The organism is Bradyrhizobium tropiciagri (assembly GCF_001189845.1).
Classification (GTDB): Bacteria; Pseudomonadota; Alphaproteobacteria; order Rhizobiales; family Xanthobacteraceae; genus Bradyrhizobium; species Bradyrhizobium tropiciagri.
Genome location: NZ_LFLZ01000071.1, coordinates 22,673 through 45,075, shown reverse-complemented (window position 1 = coordinate 45,075; position 22,403 = coordinate 22,673). Strand labels below are relative to the sequence as shown.

Sequence of the window (22,403 nt, the reverse complement as noted above, 5' to 3'; positions counted from 1 at the left end):
CCACGAGCTTACCATTGTGGAGAAGCCCCCACCCCAACCCTCCCCCGCAAGCGGGAGAGGGAGCGCAGGTCCCACGCGGCGATCAGCGCAATGTTATGTCGAGCCAGCCCAGCGGATTGACCGTGACGCGGTCGCCGTCATCGACCAGAACCGTGGTGGTTTCGGCCTCGATCACAGCCGGACCGACCAGAGATTGCCCCGGCTTGAGATCGTCGAGGGCATAGACCGGCACCTCGCGCCAGGCCCCGAGCCAGGCCTGCCGCTTGCCGCACGGTGCGCAGGGCGCAGCCGAGCCGGCCATTCCGGCATCGCTGCTGCCGCGCGCAATCTTGCCGACCGCGGCGACACGGGCGTTGACGAACACGACCTCCTGCCCGCGCGAGGCATAGGTGTAGAGCTCCTCGTGGCGGCGATGGAAGCGCTCCTCGATCCGCGCGACGAGATCAGCAGCGCCGAGATCGAGGTCGCCGAGCGGCACGTCGATCTCGAACACCTGCTCGCCATAGCGCATCTCGGCCGAGCGCTCGATCGCGATGTCACCCTTGAACCAGTCGCGCAACCGGCCGGCGGCCTGCTCTTCCAGCGCTGCGAACAATGCCCGCACCTCGTCGGCGGAGATCCGGCCGGTGCCGTAATGGGTGCGGCTGACCTCGTAGCGCAGATCGCTGGTGAGCATGCCCCAGGCCGACAGCACGGAGGCCACCGTCGGCACGATGATGCGCTTGATCTCGAGCTCGCGCGCCACCTCGGCCGCATGCATGCCGGCAGCGCCGCCGAAGCTGAGCAGCGCGAATTTTCTGGGATCGACGCCGCGGCGCAGCGTCATCAGGCGGATGCCGTCGGCCATCTTCAGATTGATCATCTTGTAGATGCCCGCGGCAGCCTCGATCCGCGACAGCTCGAGTGCTTTGGCGATGCGGTCGACGGCCGCGTCCGACGCCGCACGATCGAGCGGCCGTGCGCCCCCCATGAAGGCCGCGGCATCGAGATAGCCGAGCACGACATTGGCGTCGGTGACGGTGGCCGCGGTGCCGCCATTGCCGTAGCAGGCCGGGCCCGGCACCGAGCCCGCGCTCTCCGGCCCAACCCGAAGCGTGCGGCTGCCATCGACGCTTGCGATCGAGCCGCCGCCGGCGGCGATGCTCGCGATATCGAGGCTGCGCAGCGCGATGCGCTGGCCGGCGAGCATGCCGTCGGCCGACAGCGACGCCTCGCCATCCGCGATCAGCGAGATGTCGGTCGAGGTGCCGCCCATGTCGAACGGCACAAGATCGGGAATCCCGAGCATCTCGGCGCAACGGCGGCTGCCGGAGATGCCGCCCGCCGGGCCCGACAGCACGGTGCCCGCGGCGAGCCGCGAGGCTTCCTCCACCGGCGCCATGCCGCCATGCGACAGCACGACGAACAGCGAGCCTTTGAAGCCGGCCTCGGTGAGGCTGCGCTCCAGATTGGTCAGATAGCGCCGCACCGTCGGCTCGACATAGGCGTTCACGATCGTGGTCGAGACGCGCTCATATTCCTTGATCTGCGGCAGCACGTCGCTGGAGCGCGACACGCTGACATCGGGCAGCTCCTTGGCGAGCTGCTCGACCGCCGCGAGCTCATGCACCGGGTTGAGATAGGCGTGCAGGAAGCAGACCGCGATGGAGTTCGCGCCTGACCGTTTCACCTCGGCGATGACCTCGCCGAGCGCTGTGGCATCCAGCGCCACCGCGGCGCTGCCGTCGGCCTTCAGCCGCTCGCGCACGCCGAAGCGGCGCTCGCGCGGCACCAGCGGCTCGGGCGGCGGCGTGCGCAGATCGTAGCGATCCGGCTTCAGCCCTTCGCGCATCTCGACGACGTCGCGATGCCCCTCGGTGGTGAGCAGAGCGACTTTGGCGCCCTTGCGCTCCAGCAGCGCATTGGTCGCAACCGTCGTGCCGTGCACCAGCCGATCGGTCGCAGCCAGCATCGCCGCGCGCGTGACGCCGAGACGCCGCGCCAGCTCTTCCAGTCCCGCCATCACCCCGACCGACTGATCGGCCGGCGTGGACGGTGATTTCGCGAAAACCGTGCGCCCGGTTTTGTCAGTTGCAACCAGGTCGGTGTAGGTGCCGCCGACGTCGACTCCAATCGTGTACATGCTTGCCTACACCGCCTTCGAAACCAGACCCTGCTCAGCGTCGCGCGCCCGCGCTTCCGCCGACCGCTTCTCGGGCGGACCCCAGCCGCCGCCACCGGACGAGCGGATCTCGAGGCAGTCGCCGGGGCGCAGCTCGATGCCGACCTCCTTGGTCTTGAGCACGCGCGGATCGCGGCCTTCCGACAAGAGGCGATAGTGATGCGGCTCGCCGTCCATGCCGCCGAGCATGCCGCACGGGCCGTGCCGCGCGCCGTCGCCGGCGGTGTTGCCCTTGGCGGGCTTTTGCGTCTCCAGCACCATGTCGAGTGCCACGCCGAGGCCGCCCCGATGCTGGCCGTCGCCGCCGGAATCCGGCCGGAACTCGTGCTGGCGGAAATGCAGCGGAAAGCGCACCTCGCGACCTCGATGCTGCCGAACTTGAGGCCGCCGACGGTGTGCCATTCCCCGATCGAGGAATAGCCGTCGCCACCGATCGAGGCGCCGCCACCCGGCCGCGCCTGGAACATGTGCCAGATGAAATTGCGCCCGTTGCGCGGATCCTCGCCCTGGATCGCGATGCGGAATCTGCGGCCCCAACCGCCCATCACGCGATCCGGGCACGACGCCGACATCGCCTTGATGATGGCTTCGACGATCTCGTTCGAGGGATGGCTGGTGCACAGCGTGACGGGGCGGCCGGGATCGGCCCACACGATGGTGCCCTGCTTCGCCACCACCTTGAGCGGCCGCAGCGCGCCGGTGTTCTTCGGGATGTCGGCGTCGATCAGATAGGCAAACGCCATCGCCACCGCGGCCTGCATGTTGGCATGCGACGAGTTGACGAAGCTGGTGGACTGCGGATCCGAGCCGGTGAGATCGACCTCGATGTCGCTGCCCTTCTTGGTCACCTTGGCGGCGATCTTGATGTCGGTGCGGCCGTGGCCGTCGTCGTCGAGCAACGCTTCGCCGTAGAACACGCCGTCCTTCCAGGAGGACACCACAGCGCGAGTCTGCTGCTCGGTGGCATCGAGAATCGCCTCGATCGCAGCCTCGACTGTTTCCGCACCGAACTCACTGAACAGCTTTGCGACGCGGCGCTCGCCTAGATGCGCGGCGCCGAGCATCGCGGCGAGGTCGCCGCGGAATTCGCGGGGGTTGCGGATGTTCAAGGCCAGCAGGTCGAGCAAATCCTCGCGCGGCTTGCCGGCCTCATAAAGCTTGATCGGCGGAATCCGGATGCCTTCCTGATAGATCTCGGTGGCGGCAGGATTGTAGGCGCCGTGGGTGGCGCCGCCGATGTCGCTCTGATGCGCGCGCACGATGGTCCAGAGCAATCGCTTGCCCCCGTCGAACACCGGCACGAAGGCGGTGAGGTCAGGCAGGTGGCTGCCGCCCTGGTAGGGATCGTTGAGCAGGATGACGTCGCCGGGCGCGACATCCTTGAAGCGTTCCTCGACCGCCAGCGTCGCCCATGGCAGGGCGCCGACATGCACCGGAATGTGATCGGCCTGCGCGATCAGCCGCCCGCTGGTGTCGCAGATCGCCAGCGAAAAATCGCGGCTGGAATTGAGGATCTGCGAATAGGAGGTGCGAAGCATGGCTTCGCCCATCTCCTTGACGATCGACGACAGGCGGTGCTGGACGACGGAACGGGTGATCGGATCGATCTTGGCGGACATCTTTGCCTTGTTGGCGCAGGGGGTTGCGCTGATTGGTGATGTTGTACTGGACAGCGGGAAACGTCGGGTTCCATCCTATAGCCAGAGGTGTCGTGATCGCAAACCGGCCCTCCCATTGCGTCCGATGATTCCATCGATCAGCAAGTCGTGATCGGCAAGGATTCTTGGTTTCGCCGCGGAATAGAAGACGCGCCATTGCGTCCCACCCACGCAAGCCAACTGAATTTTCCAACGGAATAGCATGCGTGGACCGGTCACGGCCGGTTCGCGGAGACCTTCTCCGACAACCCGTTCCGACAGCCTCCGGGGTGAACCGATGATCCTGCGTTTCTTCAAACCTGGCCTTGGCGCCGCGCTGCTCGGCGTGCGCGTCCTGGTTGCTCTTGCCGCCTCTCCGGTTGTGCTCGCGCACGAGGCCCATCAGCCGGCCCAGAATGCGCCGACGGCGGAGGAAAGCGCGTTCCTCGCCGAGAACGATGCCGCGATGAACAAGATGATGGCCGACATGGCGGCCAAGCCGAGCGGCGACATCGACCGCGATTTCGTCGCGATGATGACGCCGCATCACCAGGGCGCGATCGACATGGCCGTGATCGAGCTCCGCTACGGCAAGAACGAACAGCTGCGCCGCATCGCGCAGGAGATCATCGTCGAGCAGCAGCAGGAGATCGACGCGATGAAACTCGCGATCGGCCAGCCGGTCACGCCATCCGCGCCGGCGCCGACGCAGCCCGCTCCAGCGGCACCAACCACGCACGACCACATGAACATGTCCCACGAGATGAAGAAGTAGGAGCACGACGCGATGAACCGCCAATTCCTGACAACCCTGCTGGCCACCAGCATGATCGTGCTGTCGACTTCCGCCTTCGCCGGCCAGGCGCCGGGCACCGCCGCATCACCCGATATTCCGGTCAGCCATCATGATCGCGTCTATGCGGCCGAGCAGTTCTCGAACACCGTGTCGGTCACCGATCCCGTCGACAACAAGCTGCTCGGCGTGATCAGGCTCGGCGACCCGCAGCCCGGCAATTTCAGCCCGCTCTACAAGGGCCAGGTGCTGGTCCACGGCATGGGCTATTCGCCCGATCGCCACACCCTCGCGGTGGTCTCGATCGGCTCGAACTCGGTGACCTTCATCGACACCGCGACCAGCGCGGTCAAGCACGTCACCTATGTCGGACGGTCGCCGCACGAGCCTTCTTCACGCCCGACGGCAAGGAGGTCTGGGTCACGGTGCGCGGCGAGAACTACATCTCTGTCATCGATGCGCAGAGCTTCAAGGAAACCACGCGCATCGAGGTGCCGCCGGGGCCGGGCATGCAGATCTTCTCGCCCGATGGCAAATACGGCTACATCTGCTCGTCGTTCAATCCGGAGACCGACGTGGTCTCGGTGGCCGATCGCCAGATCGTCGCCAAGGTGAAGCAGGAGAGCCCGTTCTGCCCGAACATCGCGGCCTCGCCTGATGGCGAGCAGGTGTGGTTCACGCTGAAGGACACCGGCAAGACCCAGGTGTTCAACGCCAAGCCGCCGTTCAATCCGATCAAGACCATCGACACCGGCCCGATCACCAACCATGTCAATTTCGCCAGGACGGCGAAGGGCACTTTCGCCTACATCACGATTGGTGGGACCAACGAGGTCAAGGTGTTCCGCACCGACGACTTCTCGCAAGTCGCGACCATTCCGGTCGGCAACCTGCCGCACGGCGTCTGGCCGTCGGGCGACGGCACGCGGATCTATGTCGGTCTCGAGAATGCCGACGCGCTGGCCGCGATCGACACCGCGACCAACAAGGTGATCGCCAACATCCCGATCGGCCAGGCGCCGCAGGCGATCGCCTATGTGCCGAACGCAGCCCCGAATCCCGATGATCGCCAGAACCTGCAAGCGCTCGGCGTTGCCGGCCAGGTCGCCCATCTCGCGCTTGCGCCGAAGAAGGAAACCAAGGGCGACAAGCCGCCGACCAGCGTCTCGCTGTTCGACCAGGGATTGATCCAGGTTCTGCAGGCCTCCGTCACCGGCCTCGAGCCGAAGCAGCATTATGTGCTGGCATTGACCGACAGGGCCGATGGCACCGGCACGGCACAGCCCCTCGCCGCTTTCACGACCAACCCCGCGGGCTCCGCGATCGTCAACGTGACTGGCCCGATCCGGCAGATCGTGCAAAGCTCGGCAAAGGCCGAACGGCGCTGTTTGGTGATTGCGCCCGGTGAGCCGTCGAAACTCGGCACGGCCGTGCAGGTCCAGACGCCATGAGCGACATGCTGCACCAGATCGAGCCGATGATTCCAGCGCTGCGCCGCTACGCGCGCTCGCTGGTCCGCAACCGCGCGGCCGCCGACGATCTGGTGCAGGACTGCCTGGAGCGCGCCGTCAGTCATTGGGACCAGCGGCGCGACACCGGCAGCCCGAAGTCGTGGCTGTTTGCCATCCTGCACAACCTTGCCGTCAACCAGTTCCGCAGCGTGTCCGCGCGCATCCAGCACGTCGCCATCGATGAGGCAGGCGAGCACGAGATCGGACAAAATGCCGATCAGGAACAGAAATTGATGTATCAGGACGTGCTCGCGAAACTGGCAAGACTTCCCGACGAGCAGCGCGCCGTGCTGCTGCTCGTCGCCGTCGAGGACCTGAGCTATGCGGAGGCCGCCAAGGTGCTCAACATTCCCGTCGGCACCGTGATGTCGCGCCTGTCGCGGGCACGTGAGAGATTACAGCAAGAGCTCGAAAGGCCCGCGGATCACCAGCAGAGGAATGTCGTGCAGTTGCGGAGCAAGCCATGAGCAATCGTCCGATCTCGGAAGACGATCTGCACGCCTATGTCGATCACGCGCTCGAGCCGGAGCGTCAGGCCGAGGTCGCCGCCTATCTGGAGAGCCATCCGGATGTGGCAAAGCGCGTCGCGTCCTTTTCGGATCAGCGCAGCCTGCTGCGCTCGGCGCTGGCACCGATTGCGGAGGAGCCGCTGCCGCCGCAGCTCAATCTGTCCAGGATCATCGAGAGCAAACGCCGCCGCTCGTCGGCATCGTCGTTCCGCTGGGCGATCGCGGCGATGCTGATGCTTGCAATCGGCGGTATCAGTGGCTGGTCAATCCGTGGCGCGAGCGAGGCGCCGGCAGGCGGGCTTGCAGCACTGGCCCAGGAGGCAAGCGATTCCTATCACGTGTACGCCTCCGATCGGACCCGGCCGGTCGAGCTGCGCGACAGCAACGAGCTTGTGCAGTGGGTCTCGAACAGGTTGCGACAGCCGGTCAAGCTGCCGGATCTGACGAAGTCGGGGTATCGTTTGATGGGCGGACGCGTGGTGCCGACCGCGCATGGTCCGGCGGCGATGTTCATGTATGACGACGATCACGGCGAGCGACTCGTGGTCCTCACGCGTCCGATGACCACGGATCAAAATGCGCCGATGGCGCCGCATTCGGGCAGCGACTTCGCCGGCTTTTCCTGGGCCGATGGCGGAATGGGCTATAGCGTCGTGGGACCGGGCGCAGCCGAGCAGCTCAAGCCGCTCGCCAACGAGATCCGCAAGCAGGCGCAGACGATCTGATCGGAGCCACGCACTAAGGCTTGGTGTAAGCCCAGAACAGCACGATCCCGATCGCCAGCGCGGCGGCGATGAACAACAGCACTGCGGGCAGCCCGAACAGCGCCGCGACGCCGGCGGTGCTGGATTGCAGCAGCGCCGCGCCGAGGAAGAACGCGAGATTGACCGACGACAGCGCCTTGCCGGTATTCTGCGCGTCGACGAGCTGCCGCGTCATGCCGTAGATCAGCGGCTGCGCCGACGTCGCGAGCCCGATCAGGATCAGCAGCACCAGGTCATATTGCGTCGGCATCACGGCAACGCCGAACAGGTTCGAGACCGGGAAGTGCGGCGCGCCGGCCGCCATCGCTACCAGCAGCAGTGCGGCGATGGCATGGGTTGCCGCCACCATGGTGCGACGATGCCCGAACTTGCGATCGAAGGCGCCGATGCAGGCCGGGCCGACGATCATCGCCAGCGTGAACAGGCCGAGCACGTTGCCGGCCTCGATGCGGCTGAGCCCCTTCACATCCATCAGCCACGGCCCGCCCCACAAGCCGCGCAAGGTCAGCGATGCGCCGAGCGACACCAGCGACAGCGCGATCAGCCCGCGCAGGCCGCGCGACAGGCCGAGCCGCAGCACCTCGGCCATCTGGTGCAGCGGCGAGGAATCATCCGCATGCGCCGCCGGCTGCCGCGGCACCAGCGCGAACACCGCGATCAGCACCGCAATACCGAAGCCGGCCGAGACCCAGAAACCGGCGCGCCAGCCGAACTGATCGACCACGAAGGCCAGCGGGCTCGCCGACAACAGCATGCCGATATTGCCGATCGAGAGGATCAGGCCGGACCACAGGCCGAACTTCGCCGCCGACATCTGCTTGGCGGCGAGCGTCATCGGGCACATCAGCATGCCCGAGGTGGCGACACCGAGCATCAATTGTCCGAGCACGAAGCTCGCAGGCCCCGTCGCAACCGCCGAGACCAGCGTCCCGACCACGGTACCGGCGAGCAGGCTCAGCGACACTGGCCGCACGCCAAACCGGTCCATCGCGGCGCCGACCGGGATTTGCGAAGCGGCAAAGGAGAAATGATAGATCGAGGTGAGGCTCGCCAGCGCCTGCGGCGAGGTGCCGAAGTCACGCGCCATCAGGTCGAGGCTGATCGCCGGGATAGTCCGCAGCAGCGTCGACAGCATGTGGCCCGAGGCCAATGCCAGAAGTGCAAGAACCAGGGCGCGGAACCCGATCCCCGCCTCTCCTTTCGTCACCACGCCGTCCATGAATCGCCTATTCCCCAAGCATCTTGGGGAGGGCGTAACATTATTGGGCTGATGGTGCCAAGATTTGAGGCACAGCAATTTCGGTACTTCCCTCTACCGCAAGCGGGAGAGGGAGCGCACCTGTTTCGCGACTACTGCTTATGGAACACCAGCGTCCGCAGCTCGATGCTCTCGCGCGGCGCGGCATCGGCCGGCGTGGTCGGATCGACGAACGCCGTGTGCGGCCCAAACCGCGTCCGGCCGTCGGTCGCCGAGTCGTAGCATTTCAGCAGGATCGCCTCGTCCGGCGTCATCTCGGGAATGTAGAACCAGCGATGGTTCGGATTGTACTTCACCGAATAGGTCTCGCCGCTGCGGTTCGGATAGATCAGATCCGAAGCGATCAGATCCTCCGGCGCGATCGTGGTGCCGTCGGCCATCGCGAGCGGTGAATCGCGCAGCGGACCGCGGATCGGGCGCCACAGATTGATCACCTGGACGCGGCCCTTGACGAGCTGCTCGGCCTCGTCGGGCAGATGCTCGAACACACGGTTATGGCCGGAGGCAGCGGTCTGGTCGACATGGACGCGGGTCGCGGGCTGGCGCGGACCGCCGCCGCGGATGTCAGCCGCACCCTCGACGCGCCTGCGCACGGTGTGGTCGAAGATGAAGACGCGATCGGCCTTCAGCGTCGCCTTGAGGAAGGCTTCGACGGCCGGGTAGTAGACGTTGCGGACTTCGTTGTCGTCGTAATAGTCCTTCACGACGGTCGGATGCTTGACCAGCGCAAAGCCCTCGCGGTCGAGCGAGAAGCTGTCGGCGATCAGGCGCCCGTCAAAGATCGGAACGTTGTGGGGTTCGGGCAGCGCGGTGGATTTGGGTTCGCCGGGCGGGGGGTCGAAAGCGTAGGTCCGGGGCTTACCCGGCGTCGGCGCGAGGTAGTTCAGCTCAGCAGTCACAAACGGCAGCGACTCGATGCGAGTTTCTTGAAGGCCCATGGTGATCTCCCGGACTCGATTGTTCGTGCTTTTGATTTTGGCGGCGCGGGAGGGCACGGCAAGGGGATGACGAAAATAGCAATGTTGCCATTCCAGAATGCACGACGTGAGGAAAATCCTTGCCGCGCGGCTGCCGTGGGACAAATGGATGTTTTGGTGATCACGGATTCGTTAGCGTGATGAAAATTGGCGCGTCCTCTCCACGCCCGTCGTCCTGGCGAAAGCCAGGACCCATAACCACCGAATTTGATGATGAGCGGGATAGCGGCCCCAGCGTCGTCCAAGAAGCAGACGATTGGGGTAATGGGTCCTGGCTTTCGCCAGGACGACGCTGATGTTTGGTGCAATTGCAGCGCCGGCCGCCTATGCCGTCGCGCTCTACAACCCCGCGCCCTTCTCTACGGCCGCCGCGAACGAGCGGTCGACGATATCGGCGGCGTTGATCTTCTGGCGGATCAAGCCCCAGCGGTCGTAGAGATCGATGGTCTTCTGCTCGTCGGCGACCACGCCGTCGTCGATCGGCGCGATGCGGATTTTTGCCCGCGTCAGCCAGTTCAGCGGCACCGCGGGCGGGATGTTCATCAATTTGCCCCAGGTCGCAGCATAACCCTCGACATTGTTCTGCGACCACGCGCGCGCGGCCGCCAGCCGCCGCACGAAATCCTCCAGTTCGGCGCGCTTGGCCTTGATCGCGTCCGGCGTCGCAACCTGGAAGCCGAGGCCGGGCGTGATGCCGTCGGCCGTGATGACGCGGCGCGACTTGAACAGCACCTCTTCCTGGCTCACATAAGGCTCCCAGGTCGACCAGGCGTCGACAGCACCTTGCGTGTAGGCGACCTTCGCGTCCGACGGCGCGAGGAACACGATCTGCACGTCGCTGGCCTGCCAACCCCTGGATTCCAGCGCCGCCAGGATCAGCTGATGGCCGATCGAGCCGCGGCCGGTTGCGATCTTCTTGCCGCGCAAATCGTCGAAGCTTTTGATCGCGGAATTTTCCGGCACCACGACCGCAAGCCCGTCGCGTGACTGCCGCACGGCCGCGATCGCCTTGACCGGAATTTTCGCCGCGGCCGCGAAGGTGAACGGCGCGTCGCCGACCAGGCCGGTGTCGATCGCACCCGCCCCGAGCGCCTCCAGCAGCGGCGCCGCCGCGGCGAACTCCTTCCATTCGATCTTGTATGGAACGTCCTTGAGCACGCCGGCCGCTTCCATCACGGCCTGCGAATTGCCCTTCTGGTCGCCGACGCGCAGCGTGGGCTGCGCGAAGGCGCGTCGATGGCGGCGAGCGCAAACGCTGCCGCGACAATGAGACGGATCATTCGGCGGCGATCCCCCGCTGCTGATCGCGCGCGGCGATCAGCTTGCGCGTCAACGGGATCAGCTCACGGCCATAGTCGATCGCATCGACCAGCGGATCAAAGCCGCGGATCAGGAAGTGGCTGACGCCGAGGTTGTAATAATCGGCAAACACCTCGGCGACCTGCTCGGGCGTGCCGACCAGCGCCGTGGTGTTGCTGTTGGCACCGGTGAGTTTTGCGATCTCGGTCCACAGCCGCTTGTCGATCCGGGTGCCTTGATCCGCCAGCGCGAGGAGCCGCTTGGCGCCATCGGTCGCGTGATTGGGCCGGCGGTAACCGGTCTGGTCCTGCAAAGCCGTGGCGCGCTCGAGGATATGCTCAGCCTTCGCCCACGCCTTCTCCTCGGTGTCGGCCAGGATCGGCCGCACCGACAAGCTGAAGCGCGGCGTCGGCCGGCCGTGCTTCGCCGCAGCGGCGCGCACCCGCGCAGTGACGTCGCGCACCTGGGCGTAGGATTCCCCCCACAGCGCAAAAGTATCGGCGTGCTTGCCCGCGACCTCGACCGCGGCGTCCGAGCCGCCGCCGACGAAGGTGTAGATGCCGCCCTTCTGCAACGGCTTCACCTGCGAGAAGCCGTTCTCGACGTTGTAATACTTGCCGGTGTAGTTGAACGGCTTCTCGCTGGTCCATTCCAGCCGCACCACGTCGAGGAATTCGCTGGTGCGGGCGTAGCGCTCGTCCTTGTCGTCGAGCGTGTTGCCGTCCTGGCGTAGCTCGATGGCGTTGCCGCCGGTGATGACGTGCAGCGAGACCCGGCCGCCATAGAACTGATCCAGCGTCGCGAGCTGGCGCGCCAGCAGCGTCGGCGCGGTGAAGCCCGGCCGCTGCGCGATCATCACTTTCAGCTGCTTGGTAATCGTGAGCACATGCTGTGCGACCTGCAATGCATCCGGCGTCGTCGAGTGGAACGCGAGCAGCGCGCGATCGAAGCCGGCGAGCTCATGCGCCTTGGCGACCGTCTCGATATAGGGCGGATCGAGCACCGGCCCTGTGCGGACGATGGTCTCGGAGGCATTGTTGTTGGTGATGAAGCCGATGAACTCGACCGGCATGATTGGGAACTCCGTTGTTGTTGGCTGTTGTTTTCAGACGCCCAGCGCGAAGCGTCCGGCGGAGACTCGGGTGGCATCGTCTTGCGGGGTATGGACGCGGCCGCACAGCACGTCGCGGTAATGCCGCTCCAGCGGATTGGTTCGCGACAGGCCGTGATTGCTGGTCAGCGACAAGGCATCCTCCACCACTGCCGCGGCGTTATTGGTCACCGTCAGCTTGATGATGTTAGACTCGATCGCGGAGGGCGGGAAGCCGTTATCGAAATCGGCGGCGAAACTGTCGATCAGGCGGGCATTGACGGCAAGGCGCGCCTCGATCCCGCCGACGACCTCCTGCATCCGTGGCAACGTCGCCAGCGGTGCGCCGAGATTGGCGGGCACCCTCTCCTTCAGGAATTTGACCAGCCAGTCGCGGGCGGCGCGTGCGATGCCGTCATAGATCGCGGCGACGAACACCGCATGCACGGTCGCCTGGGTGACGTCAGGAACCTTCCAGTCGTCGGGCCTGCGGACGTCGATCTCGTAGTCCAGCGGAAACACCACGTCGTCGAAGACCACGGTGTGGCTGCCGCTGGCGCGCAGGCCGAGATGATCCCAGGTTTCCTCGATCCGCGTGCCCGGTAATCCGGCCGGAACCAGAAATTGTCCGACACGGGCGTCCTGCTCGTCGGTCTTCGCCCAGACCGCGTACCATTTCAGGATCGGCGCCCCGGTCGAATAGATCTTGCGGCCGGTCAGCCGCCAGCCGGTCTCGGTGCGGCGCGCTGTCGTCGCCGGCAGGCCGCCGCGCGCGGGCGAACCAAGCTCAGGCTCGACACGCAGCGCATTGATCAGTGCCACGCCCTCGACCGTCTCCTTCGCAAGCTTGCGCGAAAGACGTGCCGGCCAACGGGTGCTGCGTGCCATCACAAGGTGCTGGATATAATGCATTGACAGCACCAGCGCGGTCGATGGGTCGGCCTTGCCGATGATGCCGAGCACGCGCGTCGCCTCGCGGGCACCCGCCCCGCCGCCGCCGAGCGCAGCGGGCACGGTCAGCGCCAGCAGGCCGTCGCGCGACAGATCGGCGAAATTCTCAAAGGGAAAGCTGGCGTCGCGATCATGTGCAGGTGCACGCGCCGCAAACACCTCGGCGAGCCGCAGGGCGCGCGCGATGTGCTCCGGCTCGTTAGCCGGTGGCAGCTCCTTGGCCGCAGATGTCACCACGTCGCCTCCAGCCCAAGCAGGCCGAGGATCTGCTTGCGCAGCTCGGCGAGATAAGGATCGCCGCGATGCCGCGGGTATGGCCGCCCGACCGCAATGTCGGCCTTGATCCGCGCCGGCCGATCGGACAGCACGATGACGCGGTTGGCAAGCACCAGCGCCTCCTCGACATCGTGGGTGACGAGCAGCGTGGTAAAACCCTTGCGCTGCCACAGCGCCACGAGCTCGGATTGCATCGCGATCCGCGTCAGCGAGTCAAGCTTGCCGAGCGGCTCGTCGAGCACCAGGATCTTCGGATCGTTGACCAGTGCGCGCGCCAGCGCCACGCGCTGCGCCATACCGCCGGAAAGCTGATGCGGATAGGCATTGCGGAACGAGGACAGGCCGACCAGCTCGATCACGGCATCGACCCGATGCCGCTGCGCCTTCAGGATGCCCTGCGCCTCCAGTCCGAGCGCGACATTGTCCCAGACCGTGCGCCAGGGAAACAGCGTCGGATCCTGGAACACGACGACGCGCGACGGATGCGGGCCGGTGATGCGGGCTTCGTCCTCGCGTAGCGAGCCGGCGCGCGGCTTCTCCAGCCCCGCGACCAGCCGCAGCAGGGTCGACTTGCCGCAGCCGGACGGGCCGAGCAGCGCGACGAACTCGCCCGGCGCGATCGAAAGGTTCACATTGTCGAGCACAGGCAGCGTGGCGCCATCGATGTCGAAGGCATGGCTGACGCCTTCGATGTCGAGTTCGGCGCCGACCGCCGGATAGGTGATCGCCTCGGCCGTGGATTGCACTACCATTTGACGACACCCTTCTGCCAGACCAGCAGGCGGTCGCGGGTGCGGAACAGCAGCGTGATCGCGCCGGAGCAGAGCAGCGACATCACGATCAGCGCCGCGTACATGTTGGCATAGGCGGCCCAGCCCTGCGCCCATTGCAGGTACCAGCCGAGCCCGGCCTTGACGCCGATCATCTCGGCGACCACGAGCACGGCAAACGACGAACCGAGCCCCATGAATAGGCCGACGAACACATGCGGCAGCGCCGCGGGGATCGCGACCTTCAGCACCAGGAATGACGGCCTGGCGCCGAGCGTACGCGCGACGTCGTAATAGGCGCTGCTGACGCTCGCGACGCCCGACCAAGTCAGCACGGTCACCGGGAAGCCGGTGGCGAGCGCGATCAGGAAGGTCGAGGCGCTCCAGCTCGACGGGAAGGTGAAGAAGGCGATCGGCAGCCAGGCGGTGGCCGGCAGCGGGCCGATGAAGCGCAGCACCGGATGCACCCAGTAGCCGATCTTCTGCGACCAGCCGATCGAGACGCCGGTGATGAAGCCGACCGTCGCGCCGATGACGTAGCCGCCGAGCTGCAGCTTGATCGAGGCGAACACGCTGTCGAGCAGTTTCGGCAGATCGTCGGTGTAGACCTCGAGGATCGCCTGCGGCGGCGGGAAGAACGGCAGCGGCAGCCAGGCGAACTTCGCGGTGGCGACTTCCCACAGCGTCACGAAGGCGCCGAACGCCACCAGCCACGGCGCGCGCTTGCGCAGCGCCTGCCCGGCGTTGCCGAGATAGTCCGCGCTGAAGGTGCCGAACAGGATGAAGGCCGCGATGACGATGGCGCCGATGCCGAGCGATCCGGTCCGCGACCAGTCGCCGACATCGGGCCAATAGAGGCATGACAGCCCGAACGCGAGCCAGGCGAGGCTCGCCGCGAGCCCGACACCATAGCTGCCGGAAAGGTCCGCGAACGTGATCGCGGCGCGCGGCGCGGCGGCCGCCGTCGCGTCAGACACTGAATACGTCGACATAGATCCGCTCCGCGAATTTGGTAGTATCCGTGCTCTGCTTGAACACCTGCACCGATTTCAGGTCGTCGGCGTAGCCCTTCAGCTCGCGCTTAAGCACCTCGCCGGTCGGATGATGGTGATGGGTGTGGTAGCGCGCCATCGCCTCGAGATCGGCGAGGCTCGCCGCCTTCGGCGCATAGGGCTGGAACGATCTTGCCGCCTTGTCCGGGTTCTGCGAGGTGAACATCGCGGCGTCGAGCAGCGCCTGGGTGATGGCGCGCGCGACGTGCGGTTCTTCGCGCACCAGGCTGCCGCGCAGGCCGACGATGCAGCAGCTCTTGTCGCGGTACTCGCCATCGAGATTGGAGGCGACCTCCCTGTACTGCGCGTCCTTCAGCCAGAGATAGGCCAGCGGATCCGACGACAGAAAGGCCTGCACCTCGCCCTTCTCGACCGCGACGTTGAGCAGATTGCCGGGATAGGCGCGCCAGTCGACATCCTTGACCGGGTCGATGCCGAGCTTGGAGAGCTGGATCGAGAAGAAGTTCTTGTCGGGCCCTGCGAGATCGCCGACCGCGACGATCTTGCCCTTGAGGTCGGCGAGCTTGCCTATGCCGGAGTTGGTGCGGGTCAACACCCGCATGCAGCCGCCATGGGTGCCGGCCGCGATCTTGACGTCAAAGCCCTGCTCGAGTGGCTTCAGCCAGCGCAGCGCCATGCCGAGTCCGGCGTCGCTCTTGCCGGTGGCGATCGCCTCCAGCAGCTGGTCGGTCGAGCCGGAATAGTTGACGAGCTCGACGTCGAGGTTCTGCTTCTGGAAGAAGCCATGGTCGATCGCGACCGGCAGCGGCGCGAGACAGACCGCGCCGGCATTCCAGGACAGTTTCAGCTTGCGCGGCGCGCCCGTCAGCGGCGGCGCGTCGGAGGCGGTCTTGCAGACCGGGAATTCGGAGAAGTCGATCGCTGGCGTGATCGCTTTCGGCGCGAAGGCCTGCGCGCTGTAGGCCCCGATCGGCGCGGCAAACGCCGCGGCGGCACCCGCGCGCAGCAAGGTGCGGCGATCCATCACCGTCTTCTTGTTGGTCGACATTTTCACTCCTGCATTTCGGCAAGGCTCCGCCCCGCGTGCAAAACCTCACCGTCTGCACGCCCCGTCGTTCGAAGCTCATGGTTCAGAAAAAAGCGGATTTCTCCGGCGCTATTGCGTTCAAAGCAACACGCAAATGATGCGGCGCGGCAGGTTCACCGTCAATGAAATGGAATTTCGAATGTTGTCGACGCGACAGCTGATCTCTCCACGATCGCAGCACGCGACGATGAAAGGATTTTTGCTGGCGTTGCGACGCAGACGCGCAACGTCGCGGCATCGATTGCACCAAATTTAAGCGAATGCCGGCCGCTCGCGCGATGTCTTCTACGCACGACGGTTCGGCGAGATCATCCTTGCTGCGCGCAGACTGATTTCAGTTTTCCGTTTCGTTGACGGCGAACGGCTTGCTCATAGACTTGATCGAACGCTGCCGCGCCTTCCGCCGGGCAGCGAATGAATCAGAAAGAAAATGCATATGCGCAAACTCGCCCGCTCGGGCTCTCTCCATCGCTTCACCCGCCGCACCGCGGCTGCGCTGATTGCGGCTGCGATCACACTCTCGACATCGGCGGCGGCGTTCGCGGCTGATGCGATCGTGCTGCGCGTCGGCGACCAGAAGGGCGGTAACCGCTCGTTGCTCGAGATCTCCGGCTTCGCGAAAGACCTGCCCTACAAGATCGAATGGTCGGAATTCCCGGCCGCGGCGCCGATCCTCGAGGCGCTCAACGCCGGCGCACTCGATGTCGGCTACACCGGCGACCTCGCCTTTCTGTCGGTCTACGCCGCGGGCGCACCGATCAAGGCGATCGGCGGCACGCGCGCCGATCCGAAGACGCAGGCAATCCTGGTGCGCGCGGATTCGCCGATCAGGACCGCGGCCGACCTGAAGGGCAAGCGTCTCGCGGGCACCCGCGGCGGCTGGGGCCAGTTCCTGATCGACGCGACGCTGGAGAAGGCCGGCAACAAGATCGAGGACGCGACCTTCGCGCCGCTCGGCCCGGTCGACGCCAAGATCGCGCTCGTGGCCGGCTCGATCGACGCCTGGGCGGTGTGGGAGCCTTACGTCTCCTTCGCGACGCTGAAGGACAAGGCGCGAGTCGTCGCCGACGGCGAGGGCCTGACGCCGACCGTCACCTTCATCGTCGCCTCCGACAATGCGATCGCGACCAAGCGCGCGGCGGTGCAGGACCTGGTGCAGCGGCTCAACAAGGCGCGGCTGTGGTCGCTCGACCATCTCGCGGAATATGCCAGGAGCACCGCCGAGCTCACCAAGCTGCCGGAGGACGTGCTGCTCGCCGCCTACACCGCGCAGAAGACCTCACCGATCGCGATCGACGAGGCCGTGGTGAAGGAAGTGCAGGCCGCCTCCGACCGCGCCACCCGCTACGGCATCCTCGGCAAGACACTGGATGTCGGCAAGGCCGTCGACCGCAGCTTTACGGCAAGCGCGAGTTTGAACTAGGCAGCGCGCGCACACCTCCCTTTGAAAAACAGGACGCGTATGACGTCGGTGTCCACAGACTCCCTTCGCCTCTCCCGCTTGCGGGGGAGGCCGACGCGCGCTTAGCGCGCGGCGGGTGGGGGCTCTCTCGACGATATGACTCGCGGAGAGAGCCCCTCACCCCAACCCTCCCCCGCAAGCGGGAGAGGGAGCCGAGCGACGTGCTCACCTAACAAAGTGCCTCACACCGCACCACTCTGGAGACCTCCGATGTCCGGCCCGCTCCATCTCGCATTAATCGTCACGGCACACCTGCTCTGCATGACCTTGTTGGTCGCGCTGTCGGTTTGATAGCGTCTCTCCGGGACCTTGATCCATCGGAGAGAACAACAATGAACATATCGATGAAAGACCGCGTCGCGGTGGTCACCGGCGGCAGCAAGGGCATCGGGATCGCCGTGGCGCGGCGGTTTGCCGAATCCGGCGCCAAGGTCGCGATCCTCGCCCGCGGCGCAGCCGACCTCGCAGCGGCGCGCGAGGCGCTCGCCAAGGACGGCCTCGTGGTGCGGGATTACGTCTGCGACGTCGCGAAGGCCGCGGACATCGCCAAGGCCCATGACCGGATCGTCGCCGACCTCGGCGGGATCGACGTGCTGGTCAACAACGCCGGCACGGCGCGTACGCTGGCCTTCGAGAGCATCAGCGACGAGGCCTGGCAGGACGATCTCGACCTCAAACTGTTCGCCGCGATCCGCTTCAGCCGGCTGGTCTGGCCGGGCATGAAGCAGCGCAAATGGGGCCGCATCATCAACGTGCTCAACACCTTCGCCAAGGCGCCGGCCGGCAACTCGGCGCCGACCTCGGTGTCGCGCGCGGCCGGCATGGCGCTGACCAAGGTGATGGCCAATGAAGGCGGCGAGCACAATATCCTTGTGAATGCGCTGCTGGTCGGCCTGATCATGAGCGATCAATGGGTCAAGCGGCATGCTGCCCAGGCGCCGAACAGGGATTTCGAGGAATTCGCCAAGGGCCTTGCCAAGGGCACGCCGCTCGGCCGTATCGGCACGGCGGAGGAATTCGCCAACCTCGCCTGCTTCCTGGCCTCGGAGCAAGGCTCCTACATCACCGGCACCGCCATCAATGTCGATGGTGGCCGATCGCCGGTGGTCTAGAACACCGGCGATCCAGAACTCCGGTCTGGCTCAACCAGGACCGGAGCTCCGGATGCTTGCTTCGGCGCGTTTCCACATGCGAGCCGGTGTCCATTTCGCTCGAACACTCTCGCGGGCAGGCAACCTACTGCGGCTGGCTAACGGCCCAAAAGCAAAAGGCCTCCGTCACCGGAGGCCTTCTATTCTTAGACCGCGTCCTTGGCGGCCTTGACCGGCCGAGCGCGGACGATCTTGCGGGCCGGCTTGGCCTTGAACATCATCTCTTCGCCGGTGAAGGGGTTGGTGCCCTTGCGCGCCTTGGTCGCAGGCTTCTTGACCACAACGAACTTCGCGAAGCCGGGGACGAGGAACACCCCGGCCTTCTTCAGCTCCTTGTGGCCGACATCGACGAGCGAGTCCAAAACGTTCTTGACGTCGCGCTTGGAGAGTTCGGTGGTGGTCGCGATCTTCTCGATCACTTGCGACTTCGACAGTTGGGTAGCCATGGTTGCTCCATTGATTCTGGAGTGGGCACGATATGGCGGAAAACGCCGAGAAAAACAGTGTTTTCTGCACTCCCCACAGCAATATCGCTGTGGACAGCCCCCGAATCAGGGATTTTTCCAGTGTTTTTTCCAGTCAAGGCCCTTCCGACCCCTAAAATTACAGGGTTTGCGCGGCTTCGGGGCTCCCGAAACGGCCCCCTTAGAGAATCACCCTGCGCATCTCGCAACCGCCGAGGCGCGACAACGCGGCGCACAATTCGGGTTGCGATCTGCTGCCAAGCGCCACTTCAGGTTTCGGAAATGATCCTCCAAAAGGCCGAGGCATTAGAAAATGACTTGGGTTCCCTTTCCAAGGTAACATTGGCGAAGGGGTGCTACGCCGATCGGCTGGCGCCCGATGCAAGCCTCTATGTAAGTGCTGGAGACCCGCGTATGGATTTGAGCCGCCTTGAGATCAACCGCCGCACGGCCCTTCTGACCTCGGCCGCGATTGCAGCCAATGTCATCAATCCGATGCGGGCCTTCGCGCAGGAGACCCCGCGCAAGGGCGGCGTGTTCAACGTCCATTACGGCGCCGAGCAGCGCCAGCTCAACCCCAGCATCCAGGCCTCGACCGGCGTCTACATCATCGGCGGCAAGATCCAGGAGAATCTGGTCGACCTCGACGCCCAGGGACAGCCGGTCGGCGTGCTGGCCGAGAGCTGGGAGGCGACGCCGGACGGCAAGACCGTCACCTTCAAGCTGCGCAAGGGCATCACCTGGCACGACGGCAAGCCGTTCACCTCGGAGGACGTCGCCTTCACCGCGATGAACATGTGGAAGAAGATCCTCAACTACGGATCGACGCTGCAGCTGTTCCTGACATCGGTCGATACGCCCGATCCGCAGACCGCGATCTTCCGCTACGAGCGGCCGATGCCGCTGAACCTGCTGCTGCGGGCCCTGCCCGACCTCGGCTATGTCTCCGCAAAACATCTCTACGAGAGCGGCGACATCAGGCAGAACCCGACCAATCTGGCGCCGGTCGGCACGGGCCCGTTCAAATTCGTCAAATATGAGCGCGGGCAATACATCATCGCCGACCGCAACCCGGATTACTGGCGGCCGAACGCGCCCTATCTCGACCGCATCGTCTGGAAGGTGATCACCGACCGCGCCGCCGCGGCCGCGCAGATGGAGGCTGGCGAATTGCACTACAGCCCGTTCTCGGGGCTGACGATCTCGGACATGGCGCGGCTCGGCAAGGACAAGCGCTTCATCGTCTCGACCAAGGGCAATGAGGGCAACGCCCGCACCAACACCATCGAGTTCAACTTCCGCCGCAAGGAATTGTCCGACATCCGCGTCCGCCGCGCCATCGCGCATGCGATCAACGTGCCGTTCTTCATCGAGAATTTCCTCGGCGATTTCGCCAAGCTCGGCACCGGCCCGATCCCCTCGACCTCGACCGACTTCTATCCCGGCCCGAATACGCCGCAATACCCTTACGACAAGGCCAAGGCGATCGCGCTGCTCGACGAGGCCGGCTTCAAGGCGTCAGGCGGCAACCGCTTCGCGCTGAAGCTGTTGCCGGCGCCGTGGGGCGAGGACATCTCGCTGTGGTCGACCTTCATCCAGCAGTCGCTCGGCGAAGTCGGCATCCAGGTCGACATCGTGCGCAACGACGGCGGCGGCTTCCTCAAGCAGGTCTATGACGACCACGCCTTCGATCTCGCGACCGGCTGGCACCAGTATCGCAACGACCCCGCGGTCTCGACCACGGTGTGGTACCGCTCCGGCCAGCCCAAGGGCGCGCCCTGGACCAACCAATGGGGCTGGGAGGACAAGACCGTCGATGCCACCATCGACAACGCCGCGACCGAGGTCGATCCGCTCAAGCGCAAGGCGCTCTATGCCGATTTCGTCAAGGAGGTGAACACCGAGCTGCCGGTCTGGATGCCGATCGAGCAGATCTTCGTCACCGTGATCACGGCCAAGGCGCGCAACCATTCCAACACGCCGCGCTGGGGCTCGGCGAGCTGGCACGATCTTTGGCTGACCGCATGAGGTCGTCCTCTCCCTCGCCCCGCTCTTGCGGGGAGAGGGTTGGGGTGAGGGGCTCTCTCCGCCGTGGTGCTTCATCAATAGACCTGTACCCCCTCACCCGGATCGCATCTTACGATGCGATCCGACCTCTCCCCGCAAGCGGGGCGAGGTGACGTGTGGCCAGCGCCAGGACTTCTCGACACGCACCAGTGTCCACATCCGTCGAAACCGCTATAGATAACGCATGCGTATCCTGAGCCTTGCGGGGCGGCGGCTTGCCGCCTCGATTCCGACCCTGTTCCTGATCCTGATCGGCGTGTTCCTGCTGTTGCAGCTCGCGCCGGGCGACACCGTCGATGCGCTGATGGCGCAGATGGGCGGCGGCGATGCCGCGACCGCCGAGGCGCTGCGCAAGTTCTACGGGCTCGACCTCTCGGTTCCGGCGCAGCTCGGCAATTATCTGTGGCACCTGGTGCGGCTCGACCTCGGCTTCTCCTCGATCTACGGCAAGCCGGTCGCGACCGTGATCCTGGAACGGCTGCCGCCGACCATCCTGCTGATGACCGCGTCGCTGTCGTTCGCGTTCTTCTTTGGCCTCGTGTTCGGCGTGATCGCCTCGCGCGGCGTCAACCGCTGGCCGGACACGCTGATCTCGACGTTCGGCCTGATCTTCTACGCCACGCCCTCGTTCTGGTTCGGGCTGATGGCGATCGTGGTGTTCTCGGTCTATCTGCAATGGCTGCCGCCGGGCGGCTTCGAGGATATCGGCACCGTGCAGACCGGAATCTGGCGCGTGCTCGATATCGCCGCGCATCTGGTGCTGCCGACGCTGACGCTCGGGCTGATCTTCCTTGCGATCTATCTCCGCATCATGCGCGCCTCGATGCTGGAGGTCTTGAACCTCGATTTCGTCCGTACCGCCCGCGCCAAGGGGCTGGACGAAACCCATGTCATCACCCGCCATGTGCTGCGCAACGCACTGCTGCCGATGGTGACGCTGATCGGACTACAGGCCGGCACCATGCTCGGCGGCTCGGTCGTGGTGGAGAGCGTGTTCTCGCTGCCCGGCCTCGGCCGCCTCGCTTATGAGTCCGTGGTGCAGCGCGACCTCAACACCCTGCTCGGCATCGTGTTCGTCTCGGCGCTGCTGGTCATCTCGGTGAACTTCGTCGTCGACCTGCTCTACGCGCGGCTCGATCCACGCATTGCGGCGGAGAGCTGAC

The 22,403-nt window shown here is 65.5% G+C and carries 17 protein-coding genes and 3 pseudogenes; 8 read left to right on the top strand and 12 right to left on the bottom strand.

Annotated features, from left to right (window positions below; translation table 11 throughout):
* Positions 1 to 82: 82 nt before the first annotated feature.
* The 3 genes and pseudogenes from AKN84_RS36070 to AKN84_RS36065 form a co-directional block, all read right to left on the bottom strand.
* A complete protein-coding gene (locus tag AKN84_RS36070) occupies positions 83 to 2,122 on the bottom strand; it encodes a hydantoinase/oxoprolinase family protein (protein WP_050425194.1) in 2,040 nt (679 codons plus the stop codon).
* Between the two features lie 6 nt (positions 2,123 to 2,128).
* Complete coding sequence (locus AKN84_RS50125; protein WP_283805564.1) at positions 2,129 to 2,563, bottom strand: hydantoinase B/oxoprolinase family protein; 435 nt, start codon at positions 2,561 to 2,563, stop codon at positions 2,129 to 2,131.
* 41 nt (positions 2,564 to 2,604) lie between these two features.
* A pseudogene (locus tag AKN84_RS36065) lies at positions 2,605 to 3,711 on the bottom strand (hydantoinase B/oxoprolinase family protein); the annotation flags it as partial.
* A 385-nt stretch (positions 3,712 to 4,096) separates the two neighbouring features.
* Between AKN84_RS36065 and AKN84_RS36060 the strand changes: the two are divergent.
* The 4 genes and pseudogenes from AKN84_RS36060 to AKN84_RS36045 all read left to right on the top strand — a co-directional run bounded on the left by AKN84_RS36060 (position 4,097) and on the right by AKN84_RS36045 (position 7,336).
* The gene (locus AKN84_RS36060) at positions 4,097 to 4,573 is read left to right on the top strand and encodes a DUF305 domain-containing protein (protein WP_050425193.1); all 477 of its coding nucleotides are present in this window, start codon (positions 4,097 to 4,099) and stop codon (positions 4,571 to 4,573) included.
* 12 nt (positions 4,574 to 4,585) lie between these two features.
* A pseudogene (locus tag AKN84_RS36055) lies at positions 4,586 to 6,042 on the top strand (YncE family protein).
* Positions 6,039 to 6,569, top strand: a complete 531-nt coding sequence (locus tag AKN84_RS36050) for an RNA polymerase sigma factor (protein ID WP_050425192.1) — start codon at positions 6,039 to 6,041, stop codon at positions 6,567 to 6,569. The pseudogene AKN84_RS36055 and the gene AKN84_RS36050 overlap by 4 nt, the downstream one beginning before the upstream one ends.
* A complete protein-coding gene (locus tag AKN84_RS36045) occupies positions 6,566 to 7,336 on the top strand; it encodes an anti-sigma factor family protein (RefSeq protein WP_050425191.1) in 771 nt (256 codons plus the stop codon). The genes AKN84_RS36050 and AKN84_RS36045 overlap by 4 nt, the downstream gene beginning before the upstream one ends.
* 13 nt (positions 7,337 to 7,349) lie before the next feature.
* Here the strand turns inward: AKN84_RS36045 and AKN84_RS36040 are convergent, their stop codons facing one another.
* The 8 genes and pseudogenes from AKN84_RS36040 to AKN84_RS36005 all read right to left on the bottom strand — a co-directional run bounded on the left by AKN84_RS36040 (position 7,350) and on the right by AKN84_RS36005 (position 16,057).
* Positions 7,350 to 8,594: an MFS transporter gene (locus AKN84_RS36040; protein WP_050425190.1), complete on the bottom strand. Its 1,245-nt coding sequence runs from the start codon at positions 8,592 to 8,594 to the stop codon at positions 7,350 to 7,352.
* 131 nt (positions 8,595 to 8,725) lie between these two features.
* Entirely contained in the window at positions 8,726 to 9,571 is an 846-nt protein-coding gene (locus AKN84_RS36035) for a CmcJ/NvfI family oxidoreductase (RefSeq protein WP_050425189.1), read from the bottom strand.
* Positions 9,572 to 9,949: 378 nt separating this feature from the next.
* A pseudogene (locus tag AKN84_RS36030) lies at positions 9,950 to 10,890 on the bottom strand (ABC transporter substrate-binding protein).
* On the bottom strand, positions 10,887 to 11,981 hold the full coding sequence (locus tag AKN84_RS36025; protein ID WP_050425188.1) for an LLM class flavin-dependent oxidoreductase: 1,095 nt from the start codon (positions 11,979 to 11,981) through the stop codon (positions 10,887 to 10,889). Before AKN84_RS36025 ends, AKN84_RS36030 begins: the two are co-directional and overlap by 4 nt.
* Positions 11,982 to 12,014: 33 nt before the next feature.
* Positions 12,015 to 13,187, bottom strand: coding sequence for an acyl-CoA dehydrogenase family protein (locus AKN84_RS36020; protein WP_050425187.1), 1,173 nt, complete (start codon positions 13,185 to 13,187; stop codon positions 12,015 to 12,017).
* Positions 13,181 to 13,978: an ABC transporter ATP-binding protein gene (locus AKN84_RS36015; protein ID WP_050425186.1), complete on the bottom strand. Its 798-nt coding sequence runs from the start codon at positions 13,976 to 13,978 to the stop codon at positions 13,181 to 13,183. Before AKN84_RS36015 ends, AKN84_RS36020 begins: the two co-directional genes overlap by 7 nt.
* Positions 13,972 to 14,988, bottom strand: coding sequence for an ABC transporter permease (locus AKN84_RS36010; RefSeq protein ID WP_050425185.1), 1,017 nt, complete (start codon positions 14,986 to 14,988; stop codon positions 13,972 to 13,974). Before AKN84_RS36010 ends, AKN84_RS36015 begins: the two co-directional genes overlap by 7 nt.
* Positions 14,966 to 16,057, bottom strand: coding sequence for an ABC transporter substrate-binding protein (locus tag AKN84_RS36005; RefSeq protein WP_050425184.1), 1,092 nt, complete (start codon positions 16,055 to 16,057; stop codon positions 14,966 to 14,968). The genes AKN84_RS36010 and AKN84_RS36005 overlap by 23 nt, the downstream gene beginning before the upstream one ends.
* Positions 16,058 to 16,532: 475 nt before the next feature.
* Here AKN84_RS36005 and AKN84_RS36000 point away from each other — a divergent pair, with 475 nt between their 5' ends.
* Positions 16,533 to 17,519: an ABC transporter substrate-binding protein gene (locus AKN84_RS36000; RefSeq protein ID WP_050425183.1), complete on the top strand. Its 987-nt coding sequence runs from the start codon at positions 16,533 to 16,535 to the stop codon at positions 17,517 to 17,519.
* A gap of 371 nt (positions 17,520 to 17,890) precedes the next feature.
* Entirely contained in the window at positions 17,891 to 18,670 is a 780-nt protein-coding gene (locus AKN84_RS35995) for an SDR family oxidoreductase (RefSeq protein ID WP_050425182.1), read from the top strand.
* Positions 18,671 to 18,855: 185 nt separating this feature from the next.
* Here the strand turns inward: AKN84_RS35995 and AKN84_RS35990 are convergent, their stop codons facing one another.
* On the bottom strand, positions 18,856 to 19,155 hold the full coding sequence (locus tag AKN84_RS35990) for an HU family DNA-binding protein (RefSeq protein ID WP_021077434.1): 300 nt from the start codon (positions 19,153 to 19,155) through the stop codon (positions 18,856 to 18,858).
* A gap of 432 nt (positions 19,156 to 19,587) precedes the next feature.
* Between AKN84_RS35990 and AKN84_RS35985 the strand changes: the two genes are divergently transcribed.
* Both AKN84_RS35985 and AKN84_RS35980 read left to right on the top strand, forming a co-directional pair.
* Positions 19,588 to 21,201, top strand: a complete 1,614-nt coding sequence (locus tag AKN84_RS35985; protein ID WP_050425181.1) for an ABC transporter substrate-binding protein — start codon at positions 19,588 to 19,590, stop codon at positions 21,199 to 21,201.
* 223 nt (positions 21,202 to 21,424) lie between these two features.
* On the top strand, positions 21,425 to 22,402 hold the full coding sequence (locus AKN84_RS35980; RefSeq protein WP_050425180.1) for an ABC transporter permease: 978 nt from the start codon (positions 21,425 to 21,427) through the stop codon (positions 22,400 to 22,402).
* Position 22,403: the final 1 nt, after the last annotated feature.